Genomic DNA, 21,024 nt, shown 5'->3' with positions numbered 1-21,024 from the left:
CTCGGCGCGTCGCTCCCGTCTCGGCGATGATTGCCGGAAGCGAAGAAAAAGTCTTTTTACCCATCTCTCGTATGGGACCGGATAGCAAGGGCAGGCCCATGATAGACATCACGATGGACGTGGAGCAGTACGACTGCCCGTTTATCGACACGACCGACGACCACGCGGTGGGGTTCTCGGCCATCCAGTGGGACTTCGACCGGATGGAGCGTCGGCTCGAGACCCGGCTGATGGTCGAGGGCGAGGACCGGGACGAGCTCACCGCGGGGCTGGGCGCCCTGCGGGACCACGACAACATGCACGACTACGACCTGCTCACCCGCCGGGGCAACGTCGCCCACATCCGGACGGTCATCGGCGAGACCGATGCGATGGCCGCCGTCCGCGAGAACGACGGCTACATCACCGGCCCGTTCCACATCGAGGACGGCAGCGAGATCTGGCACGTCGGCTTCGACGACGTCGAGCGCGAGGACACCACGCTGGCCGAGCTCGAGCGCGACAACGAGTTCGACGTGCTCGAACGCAACAACACCGAGATTCCCGACCTCCAGGGGTTCGTCCAGAACGCGGGCGCCGCGATGACCCTCATCGAGGGGTGCCGGGACCTCTCGGACGTCGAGCGCGAGACCCTGGAGACCGCGGTCAGCGACGGGTACTTCGAGAGCCCCCGGGGCGCGACGCTGGGCCACCTCGCCGACGAGTTCGACGTCTCGAAGCCGGCGGTGTCGAAGAACCTGCGGCGGGGCCAGCAGAAGATGATCGAGCGCGTCGTCGAGGCGCTCGACGAGCTGGAGTAGGCGGGTCGCGGCCGCGACGGCCTGCGAAACGGTCCTGCCGTGGGGCGTGCGCCGGAAGACCGTCGAGTGACTGGCTCCCGTCGGCCGTCCGATAGAATCCCGTTGATTACGCGCCCGGACACCCGAACTCGTGTTGGTCGGTCCGCGCCGATTCCGGGACCGTGACGTTCACGGTGTCGCCGTAGCCCGAGAACGTTGTCGTCACGCGCGCGGTCGCCGTCGCACCGTTCTTCTTCAGTTCGATGTCGAGGAGCGACCTGACGGGGAGTCCCGTCTCGGCGTCGCTCCAGAGCTTCACCGTGGCGTTCTTCAGGTTCGCGTCTCGGAGGTCCGGTGCGCCGGCGCGGTCCCGGCGCTGGAGGTCGACGAGCGCCTCCTTCGAGGGGTAGGCGACGACCACGTTCGTCAGATTTCCGTCCACGGTCTCGTTCCCCCGCCAGTAGACGTTCGTGCGGTCGAGGAGTGCCAGCTGTCGACCGGCGGGCGCGAACGCGGCCCACGACGTCGACTCGCTGAGGTTCTTCACGCTCCAGCCGCTCCACGGTGACCCGCACTCCGTGTATCTCTCGTACCCATCCACGTACACGTCGCGGGTCCGGCCTTCGACTTCCGTGGCGACGTGCAGTCGACGGTTCCGAAGGTCCACGGCGCCGTCGGTGGTCGCCGAGACGGTCCGCGAGCGGTCGCCCTTCGAGGCGGAGACGCGCATCTCGGACGAGAAGCGATACGTCGAAACCGAGTCGAGAGCCGCTTCGGTCCGGTTCAGGGCGTCGAGCGCCCGGTCGTCGCTCGGCGGGTGGCTGGCGCCGCCGTCGCACCCCGCGAGGACGAGGAGGACGGCGAGCGCGACGGAGGGCAGCAGTCGCATAGTCGAACACGATAGCCGACTAACAAAACCGTTGCGTTCCCCGGGAGGTCGCGGCGGACCGTCCGCGGGGCTACTCGTAGGTCAGCGTCATCCCGTCGTCGAACCGCAGGTCGCCGCCGTTGAGGTGGGCGGCGTGCTTCGAGAAGCCGAACGCGAAGAGGTTGGCCACCTCCGCGGGCGTCATCATCTCGTCGGTGCGCGACTGGCCGAGCATCACGTCCTCGACGACCTCCCGGTTCGAGATGCCCCGCTGCTCGGCGGTGTCGGGAATCTGGTCGGTCACGAGCGGCGTCTTGACGTAGCCCGTGCTGACAGAGAAGGCGCGGACGTCCCCTTCGCCCTCCGCGGCGATGGACTGAGTGAGCCCCCGGAGGCCGAACTTCGCGACGTTGTAGGCCACCTTGTCGCTAGTGACGTAGTGGCCGTGGACCGAGGCCATGTTGCCGACGCAGCCGAAGCCGGTCTCGCGCATGTGCGGGAGGCACTCCTTGGCGAGCTGGACCGGCGCGCGCAGCATCACCTCCTGGAGCCGGTCGTACGCCTCCATGGGGAACTCCTCGATGGGGTCGATGTGCTGCATCCCGGCGATGTTGGCCAGGAACGCGATGTCGCCGTGCTCGGCCGCTTGCTCGACGATGTCGGGGACGTCCTCTCGGAGGTCGCCCGCGACGATCTCGACGGTCCCCTCGACCCCGAGGTCGGCGGCGCGCTCGCGGGTGCCGGCCAGCCCCTCCCCGTCGACGTCGGTGCCGACCACCGTCAGGCCGTTCTCCGCCAGCACCAGCGCGGTCGCCCGGCCGATGCCGGAGGCCGCGCCCGTGACGAGCGCGACGTGCTCGGGGGCGAACCGGCCGTCGTCGAGGACGAGCGCGTCGTCGGTCGCGAGCTCCGGTGCGGTGACGTCGTCGGACATACCGGAAGGTACACGCCCTGGGAGTGAAAAACCGGAGGGTAACCGATGAACGCGCAGGTCGCTCGCCCCGGGTCGACGTGGCCGCGAACGCTCCCTCGTCGCGTCGCGCCGGCGCTTCGCCCGGTCGTTCACATGTTAACCCCGCAGTATTTGCCGAACGGGGCGATCTATACCAATCTGTTATGGTGGACGACAGCGTCTCACGACGGCGATGGCTCGCGGCGCTCGGTGCGACGGGCGCGGCGGGGCTCGCCGGCTGCACGGGCGGCGACGGTGGACAGAACGCGACGACCGAATCGACGGGCGACACGACGGAGGGCGGCATGAACGACACCACGGCAAAGACGACCACGCGGGCGAACGTCTCCGGAACCGTCAAGATCGGCGTCCTCCAGCCGACGTCGGGGGACCTGAAGTACTACGGCCAGCAGGCGCTCTGGGGCTTCTACTCCGGACTGGCGTACAAGAACGGCGGTGAGCCGATCGAGGAGGCGACGACCGGCAAGCACACCGCGTCGGTCGGCGACGTGGACTACGAGCTGTTCGTGCGGGACACGAAGTTCAGCGCCGACACGGCCCAGTCGCTGGCGACCGACCTCGTGAAGAACGAGGGCGTGGACATGCTCTTCGGCTGCACCTCCTCGGGGTCGGCCAACCGCGTCATCAAGACGGTCGTCAAGCAGGCCCAGGTCCCGTTCATGGCGGGGCCGGCCGCCTCCGCCACCATCACGTCGAGCGCCGAGACCTGCGGGAACAACGTGTTCCGGGCGAGCGAGAACACCGCGATGGACGCCCGGTCGGGCGGGAAGTACGTCGCCGAGCAGACCGACGTGAGCAAGGTGTTCCTGTTCGGCGCCGACTACTCGTTCGGCAAGGCGGTCGTCAACAACTACGAGGAGGTGCTGAAGGCCGAGGGCGTCGAGATCGTCGGCAAGAAGTTCGTGCCCCAGGGCCACTCCGAGTGGAAGGGACTGCTCGACAACGCCCAGAGCAAGGGGGCGGAGGGCATCGTCGGCGGCTTCACGGTCGCCACCCTCCCGAAGCTGTTCACCGCGTTCCTCAACGGGAACTACGACTACCGGGTGTTCGGCGGGTTCGCCACCCGCATCACCAACGCGGTGGTGGGCCAGACCCTCCAGAAGGCGCTGGGCAAGCCCCTGACCAAGGAGAAGATCCGGGGCGCGAACCTCGGCCCGTTCACGACCCGGTACCACTGGAACCAGTACGACAACGACATCAACAGCGCGTTCGTCGACAGCTACACCAGCGCCTACGGCGTCGTGCCCGACCTGTTCAGCTCCGGGACGTTCACGGCCGCCTCGGCCATCGTCCAGGCGGTCAACGAGAGCGGCTCCACGAAGGGCGCCGACATCGCCGAGGCGCTCCGCGGGATGACGGTCGAAGATACTCCCAAGGGCGAGGGCGGCTACACCTTCCAGACGTACGACAACCAGGCCCGGTCGGCGATGACCGTGGCCGACGTCGTCCCGACGACCGACGAGTGGGCCGACTCCTGGAAGGCGGCGGTCATGCCCAGCGAACCGCTGGCCACCATCGACGCCTCGGAGACGACCGTCCCGAAGAGCGGCGTCGACTGCTCGCTGTAGGCCATGCTGCGAACCTCGGGCCTGACGAAGGAGTTCGGCGGCCTCACCGCCGTCAGCGACGTGGACTTCGCGCTCGACGACGGCGAGCTCTGCTCGCTCATCGGGCCGAACGGCGCGGGCAAGACGACGTTCTTCAACCTGCTGACCGGGGTGCTGACCCCGACCCGCGGCACCATCGAGGTCCGCGACGGCGGCGACTGGAGGGACGTCACCGACGCCACGCCGTACGAGACGGCGAGCCTCGGGCTCCACCGGTCGTACCAGATCACGAACGTCTTCCCGACCAGCACGGTGCTGGAGAACGTCCGCGTCGCGGCCCAGGCCGCCAGCGACGACTCGTTCAAGCTCTGGCGCAACGCCGGCGCCTTCGAGGAGCACATCGAGGAGGCGTACGCCATCCTCGACCGGGTCGGCCTCGCCGACGAGGCCGAGACCCCCGCCGAGAGCCTGAGCCACGGCGCCAAGCGCCAGCTGGAGGTCGCGGTGGCGCTGGCGGGCGACCCCGACGTGCTGCTGCTGGACGAGCCCAACGCGGGCGTCTCCTCCGAGAGCGTCGGCGAGATCATCGACCTCATCGAGGACGTCGCGACCGACCACGCCGTGCTGCTGGTCGAACACAACATGGACATCGTGATGAACGTCTCGGACCGCGTCGTGGTGCTGAACCAGGGCGCGGTCATCGCCGAGGGCGACCCCGCCGAAGTACGGAACGACCCCACGGTCCAGGAGGCGTACCTCGGCGGGTACGAGGCCGGCAGCCTCGACCGCGACCGCGAGACGCCCACCGAGGAGACCGGGGCCGACCCGGAGGAGGGCGCGGCGTGAGTACGGCATCCCGATTTTTCGTACGCCGGTGCACAGCGACGCAGTCCACCAGCGAACGCTCGGTGCGGAACCACGCGTTTGGGTGGACGAAAGGGGCCGCGGGCTCGCGGGCCTCCGGCCCGTGGTCGTCTCAGCGACCCCTATCCGAGGCGAGCGAAGCGAGCCGAGGATATGTCGCTGAGCGACCGCGAGCCCGCGGGGGCTTTCTGGGACGTCACAGTTCCGATCTCGGAGTTGGCGGCGAATCCGTCACCGACCACAACTTGACAAGGAGGACGAACCCATGACACTACTCGAAGTAGAGAACGCCCACACCTACTACGGCGAGAGCCACATCCTCGAGGGCGTCTCGCTCGAAGTCGCGGAGGGCGAAGTCGTCGCGCTGGTGGGCCGCAACGGGGTCGGCAAGACCACCACGCTCAGGACCATCCTGCAGTTGACCCCGCCCCGCGAGGGGACGGTCCGGTATCGCGGCGAGGACGTCACCGGCCGCGAGACCCACGAGGTCGCCGACCGGGGCGTCGGCTGGATCCCCGAGGGCCGCCGGATGTTCACCCAGCTCTCGGTCGAGGAGAACGTCCGCGTCGCGGTGCCCAGAGACGACGACGGCGACGCGGCGCTCGACCTCGCGTTCGAGACCTTCCCGGACCTGCGGGACCACCGCGACCGGGAGGCCGGGACGCTGTCGGGCGGCCAGCAGCAGATGCTGGCGCTGGCTCGCGGGCTGGTCGGCGACAACGACCTGCTGCTGGTCGACGAGCCCAGCGAGGGCCTCGCCCCGCTCATCGTCGAGCGCGTGGCCGAGGCGCTGGCCGACGCCGCGACCGACACCACGCTGCTGCTGGTCGAGCAGAACCTGCCGCTGGCGCTCGACCTCGCCGACCGGTTCTACGTGCTCGACAACGGGCAGGTGGTCGACGAGGGCGACGCCGACGAGACCTCGGCCGACGACGAGCGGCTCAGGAGGTATCTCAGCGCATGATCCGGAGGGGTCGCACCGCATGACTGCACTCGCCTCCGCGCTGGCGAACCAGATAGTGCTCGCGGGGTTCGTCGACGCGCTCGGCCAGTTCCTCCGACCGGAGAACCTCGCCTCCGTGCTGGTGGACGGCCTGGCGAAGGCCGCCATCTACGTGATGATCGCCGGCGGGCTCACCCTCATCTTCGGCCTGATGGGCGTGCTCAACTTCGCCCACGGGTCGATGACGATGATCGGCGCCTACCTCGGCGGCCTGCTGATGGTGTTCGCGGTCGGCGGGGCGACCGGCGCGGGGACGCGCCTGCTGACGTTCTTCCTCGCGCTGGCGGCGACGTTCGCGGTGCTGGCGGCGCTGGGCGGCGCGGTCGAGGTGGGGCTCATCCGCCGGCTCTACGACCGCCCGCCGGTCTACCAGATCCTGCTGACGTTCGGGCTTACGCTCGTCCTCGACGAGCTGGTCCGCATCGCGGTGCTGTTCTACGGCATGCAGCCCACCAGCGACTGGCAGGCCGCGCTGGGCACCAAGCCGGCGTTCCTCGCCGCGTCGGTCGACCTCGGGCTCATCTCGGTCAGCGGCCTCTCGCTGTTCGAGATCGCGGTCGGCGCCGCCACGGTGGCGGGCCTCTGGGCGTTCCTCACCCGGACGCGCTACGGCCTCGTCATTCGGGCCGGCAGCGAGGACGCCGAGATGACCGAGGCGCTCGGCATCGACGTCCGCCGGGTGTTCACCGTCGTGTTCGCGCTGGGCGCCGGCGTGGCGGGCGCGGCCGGGACGCTGCTGATGTGGGACCCCGCGTGGGGCGCCAGCGTCCCCCTGGCGGCCGACACCCTGCTCCCGGCGTTCGTGGTCGTCATCATCGGCGGCCTCGGCACCTTCCGGGGCACCGTCGCGGCGGCGGTCATCGTCGGGATGGCCGACGCCACCACGACCTGGTGGTTCAACAACCACGTCGACTTCGCCAGCCTGCCCGAGATGACGGTGTTCCTCATCCTCGTGGCGATGCTCGTCCTGCGCCCGCAGGGCCTGTTCGGCGTCGAGGAGGTGGGTGGCCATTAGCACCGAAACCGCCGACCCCGACGCCGACGCAGAGGCGACCGTCGGCGAGACCGACGGCGAGGAGGGGGCGACCTCCGCGACTTCGTGGCCGGTGCGGTACGCCCGCGAGCAGGCGGTCCACCTCGCGGTCGTCGCGTTCTTCGCGGTCTACCCGGCGCTGTACTCGGCGCTCGTCAACTCGTCGGTGGGCGCCGAGATGGTGACCGTCCTGCCCGACGTCGAGACGATGATCGCGGTCATGTACTTCGGGCTGTTCGCGATGTCGTTCGACTTCGTCAGCGGCTACACCGGCTACCTCTCGTTCGGCCACGCCGCCTTCTACGGCACCGGGGCGTACTTCGTCGTCCTGGCGGCCAACGGCAAGGTGCCGCTGCTCGGGACGGGCACCCCGTTCGTCTACCTGCTGGTGCTTGGCGGGCTGGCGGCCGTCGCGCTCGCCGTGCTCATCGGCGCGGTGTCGTTCCGGCTGTCCGGCGTCTACTTCGCGATGATCACGCTGGGCTTCTCGCAGGTGCTGTACGTGTTCGTCCGCGACTGGGACTACGTGGGGTCGAACCCCCGCGACGGTCCCGCGGTGCTGGAGCGGACCGAACCGTTCAGCGTCGGAGTGCCGGGCGTCGACTCGCTCGACCTCGCCATCGGCCAGCTTGCCGGCGATAGCATCGACGGGCTACTCGGGTTCCTCTCGTTCGGGACGACCGAGGTCTCGTACTACATGATCGGCCTCGTGGTGCTGGTCTGCTACTTCGCGATGCAGCGCATCGTCCACTCGCCGTTCGGGCGGGTGCTGGTCGCCATCCGCGAGAACGAGGAGCGCGCCGAGGCGGTCGGCTACAACACCTTCCGGTACAAGCTGGGCGCGTTCGCGGTCAGCGCGTTCTTCGCGGCGGTCGCCGGCGGGCTGTTCGCGGGCTTCCGGCGGTCGGTCGCGCCCGAGAGCAGCTTCTACTTCCTGGTGACCGGCGACGCGCTGCTGGCCTCGATCATCGGCGGGTTCGCCACGCTGGCCGGCCCGCTGTACGGCTGGCTGTTCGACGAGACCATCACCGAGTTCCTCTCGAAGACCGGCGAGGGCGGCGGGCTGCTCCCGTACCTCCGGGACCACCTCGGCGAGGCCACGATGGCGACCGAGATCTACAACGGGCTCACGGTCGGCCAGGCAATCGACACGTTCCTGAACGGCCACGCCGAGCTGTACATCGGCGTCGTCTTCGTGCTGTTCGTGCTGTTCGTGCCCAACGGCCTGCTCGGGACGGTCCGGGACCGCCTCGGCGGCCCGGTCGGCGAGCGGGTCGCCGACAGCGTCTGGGGTGACGAGCGATGACCGACGTGGAGTCGGCGACCGGCGACGAGTCGCCCGCCGACCGAGACGCGTCGGCGGTCGGCCTCACCGGCTACGGCACCTACGTCCCCGACGAGGTCATCGCGGGCGAGGAGATCGCGGCCCGGAGCGGGATCCCCGAGGCGGTCGTGGTCGAGAAGATGGGCGTCCGCGAGAAGCGGGTCTGCCCGCCGGACGCCGACCACGTCACCGACATGTGCGTGAAGGCGGCCGAGGACGCGCTCGCCGACGCCGATGTCGCGCCCGAGGACGTCGATACGGTCCTCTATCACGGCTCGGAGTTCAAGGACTTCGTGGTGTGGAGCGCGGCCGCGAACGTCGCCGAGCGCCTCGGCGCCGAGAACGCCTTCGCGGTCGAGAGCTACGCGCTCTGCGCCGGCGCGCCCCTCGCGATTCGGCAGGCCAAGTCGCAACTCCTCGCCGACGCACCGGAGACGGCGCTGCTAGTCGCTGCGAGCCGCGAGGAGGACCTGGTCGACTACGGCAACGGGGACTCGTCGTTCATGTTCAACTTCGGCAGCGGCGCGTGTGCGATGGTCCTGGAGCGGAATCCGGACGCCGACCGCACTCGGGCAACGGTTCGGGAGAGCGCGGCGGTCACCGACGGCAGCTTCTCGGAGGACGTGGTGATGCCCGCCGGCGGCTCGCGCAACCCGCCGAGCCAGGCCACCGTCGAGGCGGGCCTCCACGCCCTCGACGTGCCCGACCCCGAGGGGATGAAGGAGCGACTGGCCGACGTCAGCCTGCCGAACTTCGAGACGGTGGCCGACGAGTCGCTGGCGCGGTCGGGCTACGACCGCGCGGACCTCGACTTCGCGGCGCTGACCCACATGAAGCGGTCGTTCCACGACTACCTGACCGACCGGCTCGACGCCGAGCACTACTACCTCGACGAGTACGGTCACGTCCAGAGCGTCGACCAGGTCCTGGCGCTCGACGAGGGGCTGAAGCGCGGGCTGGTCGACGCCGGCGACGTGGTCTGTTTTCTCGCTGCGGGCACGGGCTACACGTGGGCCGCGACCGTGCTGGAGTGGCAGGGCTGAGTCGGGACGCGGCCTCCGGTCGCTTCGGTCGGCGCGACCGACCGGAGCTCGTCCGTTTCGTTCCGAAACTGCTTTTCCGTCGCCGGGAGCGTCTCCGGTGTGAACGGGGACAGGCTGCAGTTCTACGCGCTCTACCTCGCCCGGTTCGCGTCCGGGTTCGGGTTCGTCACGCTGTTGACGCTCCTGCCGAAGTACGTCACGCTGTTCCAGGCCTCCGGCCTGGTCGTCGGCCTGTTCACGACGGCGTTCACCGGCGCCCAGACGCTCGCCACCGTCCCGCTGGCGTGGGCGGGCGACCGGGGGGACAAGCGATTCGTGCTCGCCGGCGTCCTCGGTCTGGGAGTCCTGAGCTACGTCGCGTTCGCGTTCGTCTCGACGCCCGGGGCCGGGTCGTGGCAGTTCGTCGTCGTCCGGGCGCTCCAGGGCGTCGCGGTCACCGGGTCGGGGCTGATGTCGCTGGCGCTGATCGGCGAGCTCGCGCCCCCGGACCGCCGGGCCAACGCCATCGGCAAGGCCAACTCGTGGCGGCTCGCGGCGGGCCTCGTCGGGGGACTGGCGGCCGGCGCGCTCTACGGCTGGGGCGGCTTCGACGCGGTGTACGCCGTGCTCGTCGCGCTCCTCCTCCCCGCGGTGGCCGGCGTCTGGTACCTGGTCGACGCCGACGAGACCCGCGTCCGGGGCAACCCCTTCGCGGGACTGGCGTTCAACCGCCGGCTCCTGACGCTGACCAGCTTCCGCGCCCAGTACGCGGTGGCGGTGACCCTCGTCCGGACGTGGGTGCCCATCTACGCGGGCGTCACCGCGGCCCAGGGCGGCCTCGGCTACACCGCGCCGCTCGCGGTCGGCGCGGTGCTCACCGCCGAGAAGCTGACGAACATGCTGCTCCAGCCGTTCACCGGTCGGCTCTCCGACCGGGTCGGCCGATCGCTGTTCGTCTTCGTCGGGGGCGGCCTGTACGGGCTCGTCGCGCTGGCGGTCCCCTTCACGCCAGCGATCGGCGCGGCGCTCGGTCTCCCAGCCAGCTTCCCCGTCTTCGGCCACCTCTCGCCCGCGTTCCTCCCCCTGCTCGCCTGCAACGGGCTGCTGGGCGTCGCCGACAGCGTCCGCGAGCCGGCGAGCATGGCGCTGTTCGCCGACGAGGGCACCGACGACGGCAGCGTCGCGTCGAGCTTCGGCATCCGCGAACTGGTCTGGCGACCGGGGAGCGTGCTCGCGCCGATGCTCGGCGGTGCGCTGATGACGATGGAGATTGACTGGGTGTTCTTCGTGGGCGGGGCCGCCGCCTTCTCCGGCGTCCTCACCTTCCTCGCCGTGCTCTCGTGGAACTACGGCGCGCGGGCGCTGACCGAGTGGTGACGTCGCACCGGAGTCGGAGCTCCGGTTCGGCGACCCGACTCACCGCGTCACGAACGGCAGGTCGACCGGTTCGAGCGAGACGAAGTCGGCGACGAACTCGGTGGCCGGCGACTCGTAGATCTCGCGCGGGGTCCCGACCTGTTCGACGCTGCCGCCGTTCATCACGGCCACGCGGTCGCACATCACCATCGCCTCCTCCTGGTCGTGGGTGACGTAGAGCGCGGTCACGCCCAGGTCGTCGAGCAGCTCGCCCAGCTCGTCGCGGAGCCGGCGCTTGAGCCGGGCGTCGAGCCCGGTCATCGGCTCGTCGAGCAGCAGGACCCGCGGCCGGATGGCGAGCGCGCGGGCCACGCCGACCCGCTGCTGCTGGCCGCCCGAGAGGGTCTGCGGATCGCGGTCGGCCAGGTCGGCGATGCCCAGGAGGTCGAGGAGCCCGGTCGCCCGCTCGCGGCGCTCGTCGGCGGGCACGCCCTGCATCTTCGGGCCGAACTCCACGTTCTCACGGACGGTCATGTTGTCGAACAGGGCGTACGACTGGAAGACCAGGCCGGCGTGCCGGCGCTCGGGCGGGACGTGGGTCACGTCCTCCTCGCCGAACAGCACCCTGCCCTCGTCGGGCGTCTCGAACCCCGCGACGGTCCGGAGCGTGGTGGTCTTGCCGCAGCCCGAGGGGCCGACCACCCCCAGCACCTCGCCGTCGTCGATGGTCAGCGTGACCGCGTCGACCGCCGTCGTGTCTCCGAATCGTTTCGTCACCGCGTCGAGCGTGATGTCAGCCATGGTTGTCGAGTGAGAGGGTCAGGTCCGCACCGAGAACCCGCGGCTGCCGACCGCCTGCAGCAGGGCGGTGATGGCCGCCACCAGCAGGAAGAACGTCGACACCGCGGCCGCGGTCGTCAGGAACGAGCTGTTCGAGATGTTCGCCTTGAGGAACAGCGACAGGGGCCGGTTGCCGCCCGAGACGACGACGTACGAGAAGTTGAACTCGGCCGCCGCCAGCGTCCAGCAGACGATCGAGCCCGAGACGATGCCCGTCCGGGCGTTCGGGACGATGACCGTCAGGAACGTCCGGGGCCACGACGCGCCGAGCGACCGGGCCGACTCCTCTATCCGCCGGAGGTCCATCGACTCGAAGCTGCTCTGGACCGCCATCACCATGTAGGGCGCCTTCAGCAGCGAGTAGCCAACGACGAGCCCGAGGTTGGTCGCCGCCAGGTCGGGGTACGCCCGGAGGAACGCCACGCCGAGGACGATGCCCGGCGCCAGCGGGAGCACCGCGAACGCGTTGATCCACTCCCGGCCGGGGAACTCGTAGCGCGTGACCGCGTAGGCGATCGGCACGCCGGCGACCAGGTTGACCGCGACGCCGCCGAGCGCGAGCACCAGGCTGGCGAACAGCGGGCTCGCCCGGACCATCGCCCCGACGTGGGGGAACGCCCGGAACACGGCGTCGAGGTTGAGCGAGTAGTTGGCCGCGTCGGCGACCTGCCGGAGCCCCAGCACGTACCGCCAGTGGTCGAGCGTGACGAACCCCGAGGGGAGCGCGCCGGTCCACGACCGGGCGAACGACGCGACGAACGTCACCGCGACCGGCGCGAGCAGGAACAGCAGCGTCAGGACGAGCACGCCCGTGACGAGCGCCCGGCCGTACCGTGCCGAGAAGCTCGCAGCCCTGCTCATATCCCGACCTCCGCGCTCGTGTAGCGCAGGCCCAGCACGGTGAACCCCAGGACGAACGCGAACCAGACCACCGCCATCGCCGACGCCAGTTGAATGTCGAACTCGGGGCTGAGCACGTCGTTTATCTGGTAGGTCCAGGGCTGCTCGACCAGCGCCTGGCTGAGTATCACCAGCGTCCCGAAGACGGCCAGCGACGTCCGGAACGTCAGGATGGCCGCGCCGACCAGCCCGGGCTTGATCTGCGGGAGGGTGACGTGCCGGAACGTCCGGGCGGGCGAGGCGCCCAGCGAGCGGGCGGCCTCCTCGGCGGCGACGTTGACCTCGGCGTAGGCGCCCCGCAACAGCAGCAGCGACCGGGGGATCATCGAGTAGAGGTACGCAAGGAACAGGCCGGCGGTGCTCGTCGAGAGCGCCAGCGACGTGGTCGACCGGCCGGTGACGACCGCGCCGAACTTGGTCAACAGGCCGCTGTTACCGAACAGCACGATGATCATGAACGCCGCGACGATGCCCGGGAGGCTGATGGGGAACGACAGCGCCGTCAGGGCGTGGCGCTCGCCGGGCAGGTCGTACTTCTCCAGGGCGTGGGCCACCGGGACCGCGACGCCGAGGCTCGCCAGCGTGGTCGCGGCGCCGAACCAGAGGGTGTTGAACGCCGCCTCGTGGAACGAACCGCCGGTCCCGCCGTCCAGCAGGAGCCCGTAGGCTCGCAGCGAGACGCCCGTCAGGACGGGTCGGCCCTGCGCGAGGCTGGCGGCGACGATCCCCGCGGGGTCGAACGTCGTCACGTACTTCGAGGTCGAGAGGCTGATGCGCAGCATCTCCCAGAGCGGGTAGAGCCCCGCGACCGCCGCCAGCGTCAGGAACGGCAGGCAGAGCCCGACGATGCGGCGGCGCTCGCGGTCGCGCTCGGTCCGGGGGCGTGCGGCCGTCCGGATCGCCCGGACCGTCGCGGCCGCCCGGTCCCGGACGCTCGCGTCGCTGGTCGCCATCTCAGAGGCCCGCTTTGCTCTCGATCTCGTCGATGATGGCCGACTGCTTGTCCACCAGCTTCTGGTAGTCGACCTGGAACTCGGTGTTCGAGTAGACCTGCTGGGACGGGAACTCGTCTGGCATCTCGAGTTCCGGCGCGCGGATGGGCCGGACGTAGGCGTCGAGGAACTTCTTCTGGCCCTCCTTCGAGAGCACGTAGTCCATGAACAGCTTGCAGGCGCCGGGGTTGGGCGCGCCCTTCAGCATGCCGAAGCCGTAGGGCTGGTTGAACGCGCCCTTGTTGCCGTTCTTCCCCTTCAGGAGCGCGACCCCGACATTCTCCTCGGCGATGTCGTCGTTGTTGTACTTGAGGTTGAGCCCGGAGTAGTCGTACCGGACGAAGGTGGCGTACTCGCCCTTGGTGAACTGCGCGAGGAAGTTGTCGGTGAACTCCGCGCCGCCCTCCTTGATCTGCTTGTAGTAGTCGACGACCGGCTGGACGTCGTCCATGGACCCGCCGCGGGCGTTGTTGACCGAGAGCGCGCTGGCCAGTCCGACCGCCGCGGTGGGCGTCTGGAGCGCGAGGTCCTTCGTGACGTCGGGGTGGAGCAGGTCGTCCCAGGTCTCGGGCTCGTCGAGGCCGCGCTCCTCGTAGATGTCCTTGCGGTAGGTGACCGCGGTGGTCATCCGCCGGGTCGCGGTCATGTGGCCGTTGTCGGACTTGAGCTTGTCCGGTACCTTGTCCCAGTTGGCCGGCTTGTACGCCTGGGTCAGGTCGTCCTGCATCGCCAGGATGCCGTAGGTGTACCCGCCGTTGTACGCCGAGTGGGTCGGGTTCTGGGCGTGGGCCCGGAGGTCCTTGAGCGCCTCGCCCGACGACCGGTCGTCGTCGTTCAGCGCCACGCCGTACTTCTCCTCGAACGCCGTCATGATGGCGGGCCAGTTCGACCACCCCGACTGGACCGCGTAGACGTAGAGCTTGTCCGGGAAGTTCGACGCCTGCACCGTCGTCCGGAAGTCCCCGTAGCCGACCTTGTAGGTCCCGCCGCCGGAACCGGTGGTCGTGCCGCCGCCGCTCTGGAGCGCCCCGGTACATCCGGCGAGGCCGGCCGCCCCCGCCGCGGTCGCCGCCCGTACGAACTGCCGTCGAGTCGTTTCGCGCATCTCGGTCGGAGGCGGGACCACCAAGAGTTAATCCGTTTATAATTTCCGTACGGCGACCTCGGTGGCGGTCGTTCCCTCTATATAGCGCTCCCGTCGCGAGAACACCGCGGACCGATGCCGAACACCGGACGGCGCGAACGTAGTTAAGTTGTATTAACACCCTTATTTGGCATTAACATACCCTTAGCCATTCAGGGTTAGCCTCTTTAGTGGGTTCGCGAATGTTCACCCATGGCCGAGTACCCACGCTCCGATTCGGGGGACCGACACCGCGACCCCGACGACCACCGACTTCTTGCCGACCCGGACGACTACCGCGCGAACTGCGGCGTCGGCGTCGTGATGGACCTCGAAACCGGCGGCGGACACGACGTCCTGGCGGACGGTCTCGATCTCCTCTCGAATCTCGAACACCGCGGCACGACCGGCGCCGAGGAGAACACGGGCGACGGCGCCGGCGTCCTGCTGCAGAAGCCCCACGCCTTCTTCGCCGACGAGGTGGGCCCCGACGTCGCCGGCGAGTTCCCGGAGCCAGACGCGTACGCGGTCGGGACGGTGTTCCTCCCGAAGGACGAGGAGGACGCCGCCGACCGACTGCGGGCGCTGGCCGAGGACGTCCTGGCCGACGAGGGGCTCGACCTGTTCCACTGGCGCGAGGTGCCGACCGACAACGCCGACCTCGGGAGGACCGCGCTCGACTCCGAACCCGCCGTCTGGCAGTGCTTCGTCCGGCCCGAGGCCGACCTCTCGCCCGAGGCGTTCGACGACCGGCTCTACGTCGCCCGGCGTGCGCTGGAGCGGCGCGTCGCGGCCGACGAGCCCCCGGGCGCCGACCGGTTCTACGTCTGCTCGCTCGACCGCCGGACCGTCGTCTACAAGGGGCTGCTGAAGGGCGACCAGCTGGCGGCCTACTACCCCGACCTCACCGACGACCGTCTCGAAACCACGTTCGCGATGGTCCACGCCCGGTTCTCGACCAACACGCTGGGGGCGTGGCACCTCGCTCACCCGTACCGCAACGTCATCCACAACGGCGAGTTCAACACCATCCGGGGCAACATCAACTGGATGCGGGCCCGCGAGAACGACCTCGAGGCCGAGTCGTTCGACACCGACCGGGTGACGCCGGTCGTCGCCGACCCCGAGGGCAGCGACACCGCGGCGGTCGACAACGCGCTGGAACTGCTGCTCCGGGGCGGCCGCGAGCTCCCCCACGCGCTCCGGCTGATGGTCCCGGAGGCCTGGCGCAAGGACGACGCGATGAGCGACGACCGCCGTGCGTTCTACGACTACCACGCCTCGCTGCTCGAGCCCTGGGACGGCCCCGCGCTCGTGGCGGCGACCGACGGCGAGCGGGTCGGCGCGGTGCTCGACCGCAACGGGCTCCGGCCCTGCCGGTACGACGTCACCACCGACGGCCGGCTCGTGATGGCCAGCGAGGCCGGCGCGCTCGACACGCCCGAGAGCGAGATCCGCGAGCGCGGCCGGCTCGAGCCCGGCCAGCTGTTCCTCGCCGACCCCGAGGAGGGCCGCGTGGTCCCCGACGACGAGGTGTTCGACGAGCTGACCGACGAGAAGTACGGCGAGTGGGTCGACGACCAGCAGGTCGAGCTCGGCGACGTCTCGGGGCCGGTCGCGGCCGATCCGGGCGAGGACCTCCGGGCGCGCCAGACCGCCTTCGGCTACACCCACGACGAGCTCGACGAACTGCTCGAACCGATGGCCGAGTCGGGCAAGGACCCCGTGGGGTCGATGGGCGACGACACGCCGCTGTCGGTGCTCTCTGAGTTCAACCGGCCGCTGTTCTCGTACTTCCGCCAGCTGTTCGCCCAGGTGTCGAACCCGCCCATCGACTACATCCGCGAGGACGTCGTGACCAGCCTCGAATCGCGGCTGGGCCGCCAGCGCAACCTGCTCGACGAGACGCCGGCCCACGCCCGCCAGCTGGTGCTCGACTCGCCGGTGCTGACCGACGCCGAGCTGGCGGGCGTCCGCGACCAGGACCGCATCCCCACCGCGACCGTGGACATCACCTACGACGCCGACACCGACCTCGAGTCCGCGGTCGAGCGCGTCCGGGACGAGGTCCGGGAAGCCATCGAGTCGGGCGCCGAGATCGTGGTGCTCTCGGACCGCGCGGTCGGCCCCGACCGGCTCGCGATCCCGAGCCTGCTGGCGACCGGCGCGGTCCACCACCACCTGGTCCGGAACGGCCTGCGCAACCACGCCGGCCTGGTCGTGGAGTCGGGCGACCCCCGGACGGTCCACCACCTCGCGTGCCTGGTGGGCTACGGCGCGGGCGCGGTCAACCCGACGCTCGCGTTCGAGTCGGTCGCCGACCTCGTCGCGGGCCCCGACGGGATGGACCGCGAGACCGCCATCGACGCCTACGTCACCGCGCTGGAGGACGGCCTCCAGAAGACGATGGCCAAGATGGGCATCTCGACGGTCGAGAGCTACCGTGGCGCCCAGATATTCGAGGCGGTCGGCCTCGACTCGGACTTCGTGGCCGAGTACTTCGAGGGCACCGCGGCCCGCACCGAGGGCGTCGGCATCGGGGGCGTCGAGGCCGACCTCCGCGAGCGCCACCGCGAGGCCTACGGCGGCGGCGACGGCGCCGACGTCGACCCCGAGCCCGAGCGCCAGGGCGAGTTCGAGCACCGCTCGGCCGGGCGCCACCACCAGTGGAACCCCCAGACGGTCGGCACGCTCCAGCGGGCGGTCCGTCAGGACGACCCCGACGCCTACGCCGAGTTCGCCGAGGCCGTCAACGACCAGAACGGCAACCTCCAGACGCTCCGGGGGCTGCTGGAGTTCGACGCCGAGGACCGCGAGTCGATCCCGGTCGAGGAGGTCGAGCCCGTCTCGGACATCGTCGAGCGGTTCTCGACCGCCGCGATGAGCCTCGGGTCGCTGTCGCCGGAGGCCCACGAGAACAACGCCGTCGCGATGAACCGGCTGGGCGCCAAGTCCAACACCGGCGAGGGCGGCGAGCCGCCCGAGCGGTTCGGCACCGAGAAGGAGTGCAACGTCAAGCAGGTCGCCTCCGGCCGGTTCGGCGTGACCAGTTCGTACCTCGCCAACGCCGAGGAGCTCCAGATCAAGATGGCCCAGGGGTCCAAGCCCGGCGAGGGCGGCCACCTCCCCGGCGGCAAGGTCAACGAGATGATCGCCCACGTCCGGTACGCCACGCCCGGGGTCGGGCTCATCTCGCCGCCGCCCCAGCACGACATCTACTCCATCGAGGACCTCAAGCAGCTGGTCCACGACCTGAAGGCCGCCAACCCCGAGGCGGACATCAACGTCAAGCTGGTCTCGGAGGACGGCATCGGCACCATCGCCGCGGGCGTCGCGAAGGCCAACGCCGACGTGGTCCACATCTCGGGCCACTCGGGCGGCACCGGCGCGAGCCCGAAGACCTCGATCAAGCACGCCGGCCTGCCGTGGGAGCTCGGCCTCGCGGAGGCCAACCAGATGCTGCGGGCGACCGGGCTGCGGTCGCGCATCCGGGTGAGCGTCGACGGCGGGCTCAAGACCGGCCGGGACGTCGCGGTCGCGGCGCTGCTGGGCGCCGAGGAGTACGTCTTCGGCACCGCCAGCCTGGTCACCTCGGGCTGCGTGATGGCCCGCCAGTGCCACCAGAACACCTGCCCGGTGGGCGTCGCCACCCAGGACGAGGACCTCCGGAAGCGGTTCCCCGGCCAGCCCGACCACGTCGTCAACTACATGACGTACATCGCCCAGGAACTGCGCGAGATCATGGCCGACCTGGGCTTCCGGACCGTCGAGGAGATGGTCGGCCGGGTCGACTGCCTCGACCAGCGCGAGACCGACCACCCGCGGGCCCGCGGGCTCGACCTCTCGTCGGTCCTGGCCGAACCGTCCGTCAGCGAGAGCTACGACGACGCCCGGACCAAGGTCCGCGAGCAGACCCACGAGATCGACGACCACCTCGACCGCGAGCTGCTCGCGGTCGCCGAGGAGGCCATCGCGGACGAGACGCCGGTGGAGATCGAGACGACCATCGGCAACGAGGACCGCGCGGTCGGCGCGATGCTGTCGGGCCGCATCTCGAAGGAGCGGGGCACGGCCGGCCTGCCGGACGGCACGGTCTCGTGCTCGTTCCGGGGCACCGCGGGCCAGAGCTTCGGCGCGTTCCTCCAGTCGGGCGTCGACTTCCACCTCACCGGCGCGGCCAACGACTACCTCGGCAAGGGGCTGTCGGGCGGCCGGCTCGCGGTCGAGACGCCCGAGTCGGCGGCCTACGACCCGACCGAGAACAGCGTGGTCGGCAACGTCGCGCTCTACGGCGCGACCGGCGGGGAGGCCTACGTCAACGGCGTCGCCGGCGAGCGGTTCGGCGTGCGCAACTCCGGCGTGAAGGCGGTCGTCGAGGGCGTCGGCGACCACGGCTGCGAGTACATGACCGGGGGCGTCGTCGCGGTGCTGGGCGAGACCGGCAAGAACTTCGCCGCGGGGATGTCCGGCGGCGTGGCGTACGTCTGGGACCGCCACGGCGACTTCCGCGACAAGGTCAACCCCGGCATGGTGAGCCTCGAGTCGTCGCTCTCCGAGCGCGACGAGCGCGTCCTGCGCCGCCTGGTGGAGAACCACGCGGCCTACACCGACAGCGAGCGCGCCCGGGCGCTGCTCGACGACTGGGAGGCCGCGCTCTCGCAGTTCGTGAAGGTGATGCCCGACGCCTACCGGCGCGCGGTCACCGAGGAGGGCCGCGACGACGTGCGCAACTCCCCGCCGCCGGCGGCGCGGAGCCGCGAGGACTCCGGCCCGCTCCTGCAGAGCGGCGCGGACTGAAGCGGCCGGAGCAGCGTCGACCGCGTCGGACGGGATCGACAGAGCCGAACGGGGCGGTGGCGACCGGGCTCCACGGCGGTTTCGCCGGCCCACTCGATTCGGGACCGGCCGGGCTGATCTTTATAACCGATGGCGGGACGAGTCCCCGCCGTGAGACGTCGCCGATTCCTCGCGCTCGCCGGAAGCACCGCCAGCGCTACTGCCACGGCCGCCGCGACCGCCGGCTGCCTATCGGCGCTGCCTGGCGCCGGGCCGCCGATAGACGTCGGCTGCCCCTCGTTCTCCGCGGACGCCGAGTCGGTGTGCGCCCACACCGCGTCGAGTCCGCCGGTCGTCCTGCGCCCGTCGTCGTGGACGCTGTCGGCGGGGTCGGGCGTCGCGCTGGAGGTCACGTTCTCGAACGAGAGCGACCGCGACGCCCACACCGGCCAGTTCCCCTCGCTCAAGCGGCGCGAGGACGGCGAGTGGACCCACGTCTGGCCGATGGTGAAGTCGGGGTCCGGTCCGACCGTCGCACCCGGCGGGTCGTACTCCTGGGAGTTCCGCTTCGAGAAGGAGCGGCCGGCCCACGAGTCCGACGAGAACGTCGACCTGTACGCGCTCGATCCGGGCACCTGCGCGCTCGTCCTCGGCGCGGGGGTCGGCGACCGCAGCTACCACTGCGTCGCGCCGTTCGAGGTCGGCGGCGAGTGAGTCCGTCGGACTCTCCTGCGGAAAAGCCGCCGGCGGCGACTGCCTACAGGTACGACGCGTCCCAGCGGACCGGCTTCTTCTGGTTGCCGCAGTCGTTGCACTCCAGGCGCTCCATCGAGTCCATCGCGGTGTCGAAGCTCCCGCAGTTCGAGCAGAACCAGCCGTAGAGGTCCTCGCCCTCGTCGTCGCTGTAGGCCGCGTAGAACGGGGCGTCCGAGCCGCGCTCGCTCTCGGCCCAGTTGACGTAGAGGGTCTGGCCGTCGAACTCGCGGGCCTCGAACTTCGCCCGGCCCTCGTGGACGTAGACGTTCTCGACGAAGGTCTCGTCGCCGATCTCGCGCTCGCGCTCGCTGGCCTTCTCGAAGCCGTTGGCCTCGTAGAAGGTGCACCCGGCCTCGTTCTCCGCGAGCACCTCGGCCGCGATGCGGTCGACGCCGCGCTCCGAGAGGGTCGCCAGCGTGTGGTTGAGCAGGGTCGTCCCGACGTTCTTGTCGCGGTTATCGGGGTCGACGTGGAGCCAGAGGATGGTCCCGTCGCCCTCGGCCACGAGGTTCTGGGAGAAGCCGACGACCTCGTCGCCGGCCACCGCGACGAGGTAGAGCATCCCCTCCTCGGCGAGTTCGGCGTCCATCGACTCCTCGCCGTACCAGTTCTCGACCGCGGTCTCGACGACCTCCTCGTCGAGGATGTCGGCGTACGACGCGCGGAGCGACTCCAGCGCGACGTTCCTGATTCCCTCGACGTCTCCCGATTCGGCCTCGCGGATCTCGATCCCGTCGGACTCGGCCTCTCTCTGTCCCATGCGGGCTTTATTCGACGTTCTCACTGATAAACGTTCCACCCGATTCGCGCAAATCGGCCGAAAACGCGCCGGAACCGTTCTTTTCCCCGGTCGATAACGACGAACGTC

17 protein-coding genes are annotated in these 21,024 nt (G+C 70.2%); 10 read left to right on the top strand and 7 right to left on the bottom strand.

Going from position 1 to position 21,024, the window contains the following annotated elements:
- Nucleotides 1–98 precede the first annotated feature (98 nt).
- Nucleotides 99–800: a helix-turn-helix domain-containing protein gene (locus ACQUQF_RS14335; protein ID WP_435179780.1), complete on the top strand. Its 702-nt coding sequence runs from the start codon at nucleotides 99–101 to the stop codon at nucleotides 798–800.
- 106 nt (nucleotides 801–906) lie between these two features.
- On the opposite strand, the gene ACQUQF_RS14330 is transcribed toward ACQUQF_RS14335, so the two are convergent.
- Nucleotides 907–1,668: a hypothetical protein gene (locus tag ACQUQF_RS14330; RefSeq protein WP_435179779.1), complete on the bottom strand. Its 762-nt coding sequence runs from the start codon at nucleotides 1,666–1,668 to the stop codon at nucleotides 907–909.
- 70 nt (nucleotides 1,669–1,738) lie between these two features.
- A complete protein-coding gene (locus ACQUQF_RS14325) occupies nucleotides 1,739–2,581 on the bottom strand; it encodes an SDR family oxidoreductase (protein ID WP_435179778.1) in 843 nt (280 codons plus the stop codon).
- A gap of 185 nt (nucleotides 2,582–2,766) precedes the next feature.
- On the opposite strand from ACQUQF_RS14325, the gene ACQUQF_RS14320 reads away from it, so the two are divergent.
- From ACQUQF_RS14320 to ACQUQF_RS14290, 7 genes are all read left to right on the top strand, one after another.
- The gene (locus ACQUQF_RS14320; RefSeq protein ID WP_435180398.1) at nucleotides 2,767–4,188 is read left to right on the top strand and encodes an ABC transporter substrate-binding protein; all 1,422 of its coding nucleotides are present in this window, start codon (nucleotides 2,767–2,769) and stop codon (nucleotides 4,186–4,188) included.
- Between the two features lie 3 nt (nucleotides 4,189–4,191).
- Entirely contained in the window at nucleotides 4,192–5,013 is an 822-nt protein-coding gene (locus ACQUQF_RS14315) for an ABC transporter ATP-binding protein (protein ID WP_435179777.1), read from the top strand.
- 283 nt (nucleotides 5,014–5,296) lie between these two features.
- Nucleotides 5,297–5,995, top strand: a complete 699-nt coding sequence (locus ACQUQF_RS14310; protein WP_435179776.1) for an ABC transporter ATP-binding protein — start codon at nucleotides 5,297–5,299, stop codon at nucleotides 5,993–5,995.
- Between the two features lie 19 nt (nucleotides 5,996–6,014).
- Complete coding sequence (locus ACQUQF_RS14305) at nucleotides 6,015–7,049, top strand: branched-chain amino acid ABC transporter permease (protein WP_435179775.1); 1,035 nt, start codon at nucleotides 6,015–6,017, stop codon at nucleotides 7,047–7,049.
- 157 nt (nucleotides 7,050–7,206) lie between these two features.
- On the top strand, nucleotides 7,207–8,373 hold the full coding sequence (locus ACQUQF_RS14300) for a branched-chain amino acid ABC transporter permease (protein ID WP_435180397.1): 1,167 nt from the start codon (nucleotides 7,207–7,209) through the stop codon (nucleotides 8,371–8,373).
- Nucleotides 8,370–9,434, top strand: a complete 1,065-nt coding sequence (locus tag ACQUQF_RS14295) for a 3-oxoacyl-ACP synthase (RefSeq protein WP_435179774.1) — start codon at nucleotides 8,370–8,372, stop codon at nucleotides 9,432–9,434. Before ACQUQF_RS14300 ends, ACQUQF_RS14295 begins: the two co-directional genes overlap by 4 nt.
- A gap of 99 nt (nucleotides 9,435–9,533) precedes the next feature.
- A complete protein-coding gene (locus ACQUQF_RS14290) occupies nucleotides 9,534–10,790 on the top strand; it encodes an MFS transporter (RefSeq protein ID WP_435179773.1) in 1,257 nt (418 codons plus the stop codon).
- 39 nt (nucleotides 10,791–10,829) lie between these two features.
- Here the strand turns inward: ACQUQF_RS14290 and ACQUQF_RS14285 are convergent, their stop codons facing one another.
- Genes ACQUQF_RS14285 through ACQUQF_RS14270 form a run of 4 tightly spaced genes read right to left on the bottom strand, consistent with a single transcriptional unit; the run spans nucleotide 10,830 to nucleotide 14,606 of the window.
- Nucleotides 10,830–11,570 carry an ABC transporter ATP-binding protein gene (locus ACQUQF_RS14285; protein WP_435179772.1) on the bottom strand — a complete coding sequence of 247 codons (741 nt, stop codon included), beginning with the start codon at nucleotides 11,568–11,570 and terminating at the stop codon, nucleotides 10,830–10,832.
- 18 nt (nucleotides 11,571–11,588) lie between these two features.
- Nucleotides 11,589–12,470 (bottom strand): ABC transporter permease, encoded by an 882-nt coding sequence (locus ACQUQF_RS14280; RefSeq protein ID WP_435179771.1) that lies wholly within the window; start codon nucleotides 12,468–12,470, stop codon nucleotides 11,589–11,591.
- A complete protein-coding gene (locus tag ACQUQF_RS14275) occupies nucleotides 12,467–13,462 on the bottom strand; it encodes an ABC transporter permease (protein WP_435179770.1) in 996 nt (331 codons plus the stop codon). Before ACQUQF_RS14275 ends, ACQUQF_RS14280 begins: the two co-directional genes overlap by 4 nt.
- A 1-nt stretch (nucleotide 13,463) precedes the next feature.
- Complete coding sequence (locus ACQUQF_RS14270) at nucleotides 13,464–14,606, bottom strand: extracellular solute-binding protein (RefSeq protein ID WP_435179769.1); 1,143 nt, start codon at nucleotides 14,604–14,606, stop codon at nucleotides 13,464–13,466.
- A gap of 231 nt (nucleotides 14,607–14,837) precedes the next feature.
- On the opposite strand from ACQUQF_RS14270, the gene gltB reads away from it, so the two are divergent.
- Complete coding sequence (gene gltB / locus ACQUQF_RS14265) at nucleotides 14,838–19,421, top strand: glutamate synthase large subunit (RefSeq protein ID WP_435179768.1); 4,584 nt, start codon at nucleotides 14,838–14,840, stop codon at nucleotides 19,419–19,421.
- A 150-nt stretch (nucleotides 19,422–19,571) separates the two neighbouring features.
- Nucleotides 19,572–20,114, top strand: a complete 543-nt coding sequence (locus ACQUQF_RS14260) for a hypothetical protein (protein WP_435179767.1) — start codon at nucleotides 19,572–19,574, stop codon at nucleotides 20,112–20,114.
- A 43-nt stretch (nucleotides 20,115–20,157) separates the two neighbouring features.
- On the opposite strand, the gene ACQUQF_RS14255 is transcribed toward ACQUQF_RS14260, so the two are convergent.
- A complete protein-coding gene (locus ACQUQF_RS14255) occupies nucleotides 20,158–20,916 on the bottom strand; it encodes a GNAT family N-acetyltransferase (protein WP_435179766.1) in 759 nt (252 codons plus the stop codon).
- Nucleotides 20,917–21,024 lie beyond the last annotated feature (108 nt).

The organism is Halorussus sp. AFM4 (assembly GCF_051194995.1).
Classification (GTDB): Archaea; Halobacteriota; Halobacteria; order Halobacteriales; family Haladaptataceae; genus Halorussus.
The sequence above is the reverse complement of the archived record's forward strand: the minus strand, read 5'-3'. Positions and strand labels throughout refer to the sequence as shown.

What these genes read in the sequence shown, in the direction of transcription:
- ACQUQF_RS14335 (WP_435179780.1), top strand. Translation starts at nt 99, where the DNA reads ATGATAGACATCACGATGGACGTGGAGCAGTACGACTGCCCGTTTATC.
- ACQUQF_RS14330 (WP_435179779.1), bottom strand. Translation starts at nt 1,668, where the DNA reads ATGCGACTGCTGCCCTCCGTCGCGCTCGCCGTCCTCCTCGTCCTCGCG.
- ACQUQF_RS14325 (WP_435179778.1), bottom strand. Translation starts at nt 2,581, where the DNA reads ATGTCCGACGACGTCACCGCACCGGAGCTCGCGACCGACGACGCGCTC.
- ACQUQF_RS14315 (WP_435179777.1), top strand. Translation starts at nt 4,192, where the DNA reads ATGCTGCGAACCTCGGGCCTGACGAAGGAGTTCGGCGGCCTCACCGCC.
- ACQUQF_RS14310 (WP_435179776.1), top strand. Translation starts at nt 5,297, where the DNA reads ATGACACTACTCGAAGTAGAGAACGCCCACACCTACTACGGCGAGAGC.
- ACQUQF_RS14305 (WP_435179775.1), top strand. Translation starts at nt 6,015, where the DNA reads ATGACTGCACTCGCCTCCGCGCTGGCGAACCAGATAGTGCTCGCGGGG.
- ACQUQF_RS14295 (WP_435179774.1), top strand. Translation starts at nt 8,370, where the DNA reads ATGACCGACGTGGAGTCGGCGACCGGCGACGAGTCGCCCGCCGACCGA.
- ACQUQF_RS14285 (WP_435179772.1), bottom strand. Translation starts at nt 11,570, where the DNA reads ATGGCTGACATCACGCTCGACGCGGTGACGAAACGATTCGGAGACACG.
- ACQUQF_RS14280 (WP_435179771.1), bottom strand. Translation starts at nt 12,470, where the DNA reads ATGAGCAGGGCTGCGAGCTTCTCGGCACGGTACGGCCGGGCGCTCGTC.
- ACQUQF_RS14275 (WP_435179770.1), bottom strand. Translation starts at nt 13,462, where the DNA reads ATGGCGACCAGCGACGCGAGCGTCCGGGACCGGGCGGCCGCGACGGTC.
- ACQUQF_RS14270 (WP_435179769.1), bottom strand. Translation starts at nt 14,606, where the DNA reads ATGCGCGAAACGACTCGACGGCAGTTCGTACGGGCGGCGACCGCGGCG.
- gltB (WP_435179768.1), top strand. Translation starts at nt 14,838, where the DNA reads ATGGCCGAGTACCCACGCTCCGATTCGGGGGACCGACACCGCGACCCC.
- ACQUQF_RS14255 (WP_435179766.1), bottom strand. Translation starts at nt 20,916, where the DNA reads ATGGGACAGAGAGAGGCCGAGTCCGACGGGATCGAGATCCGCGAGGCC.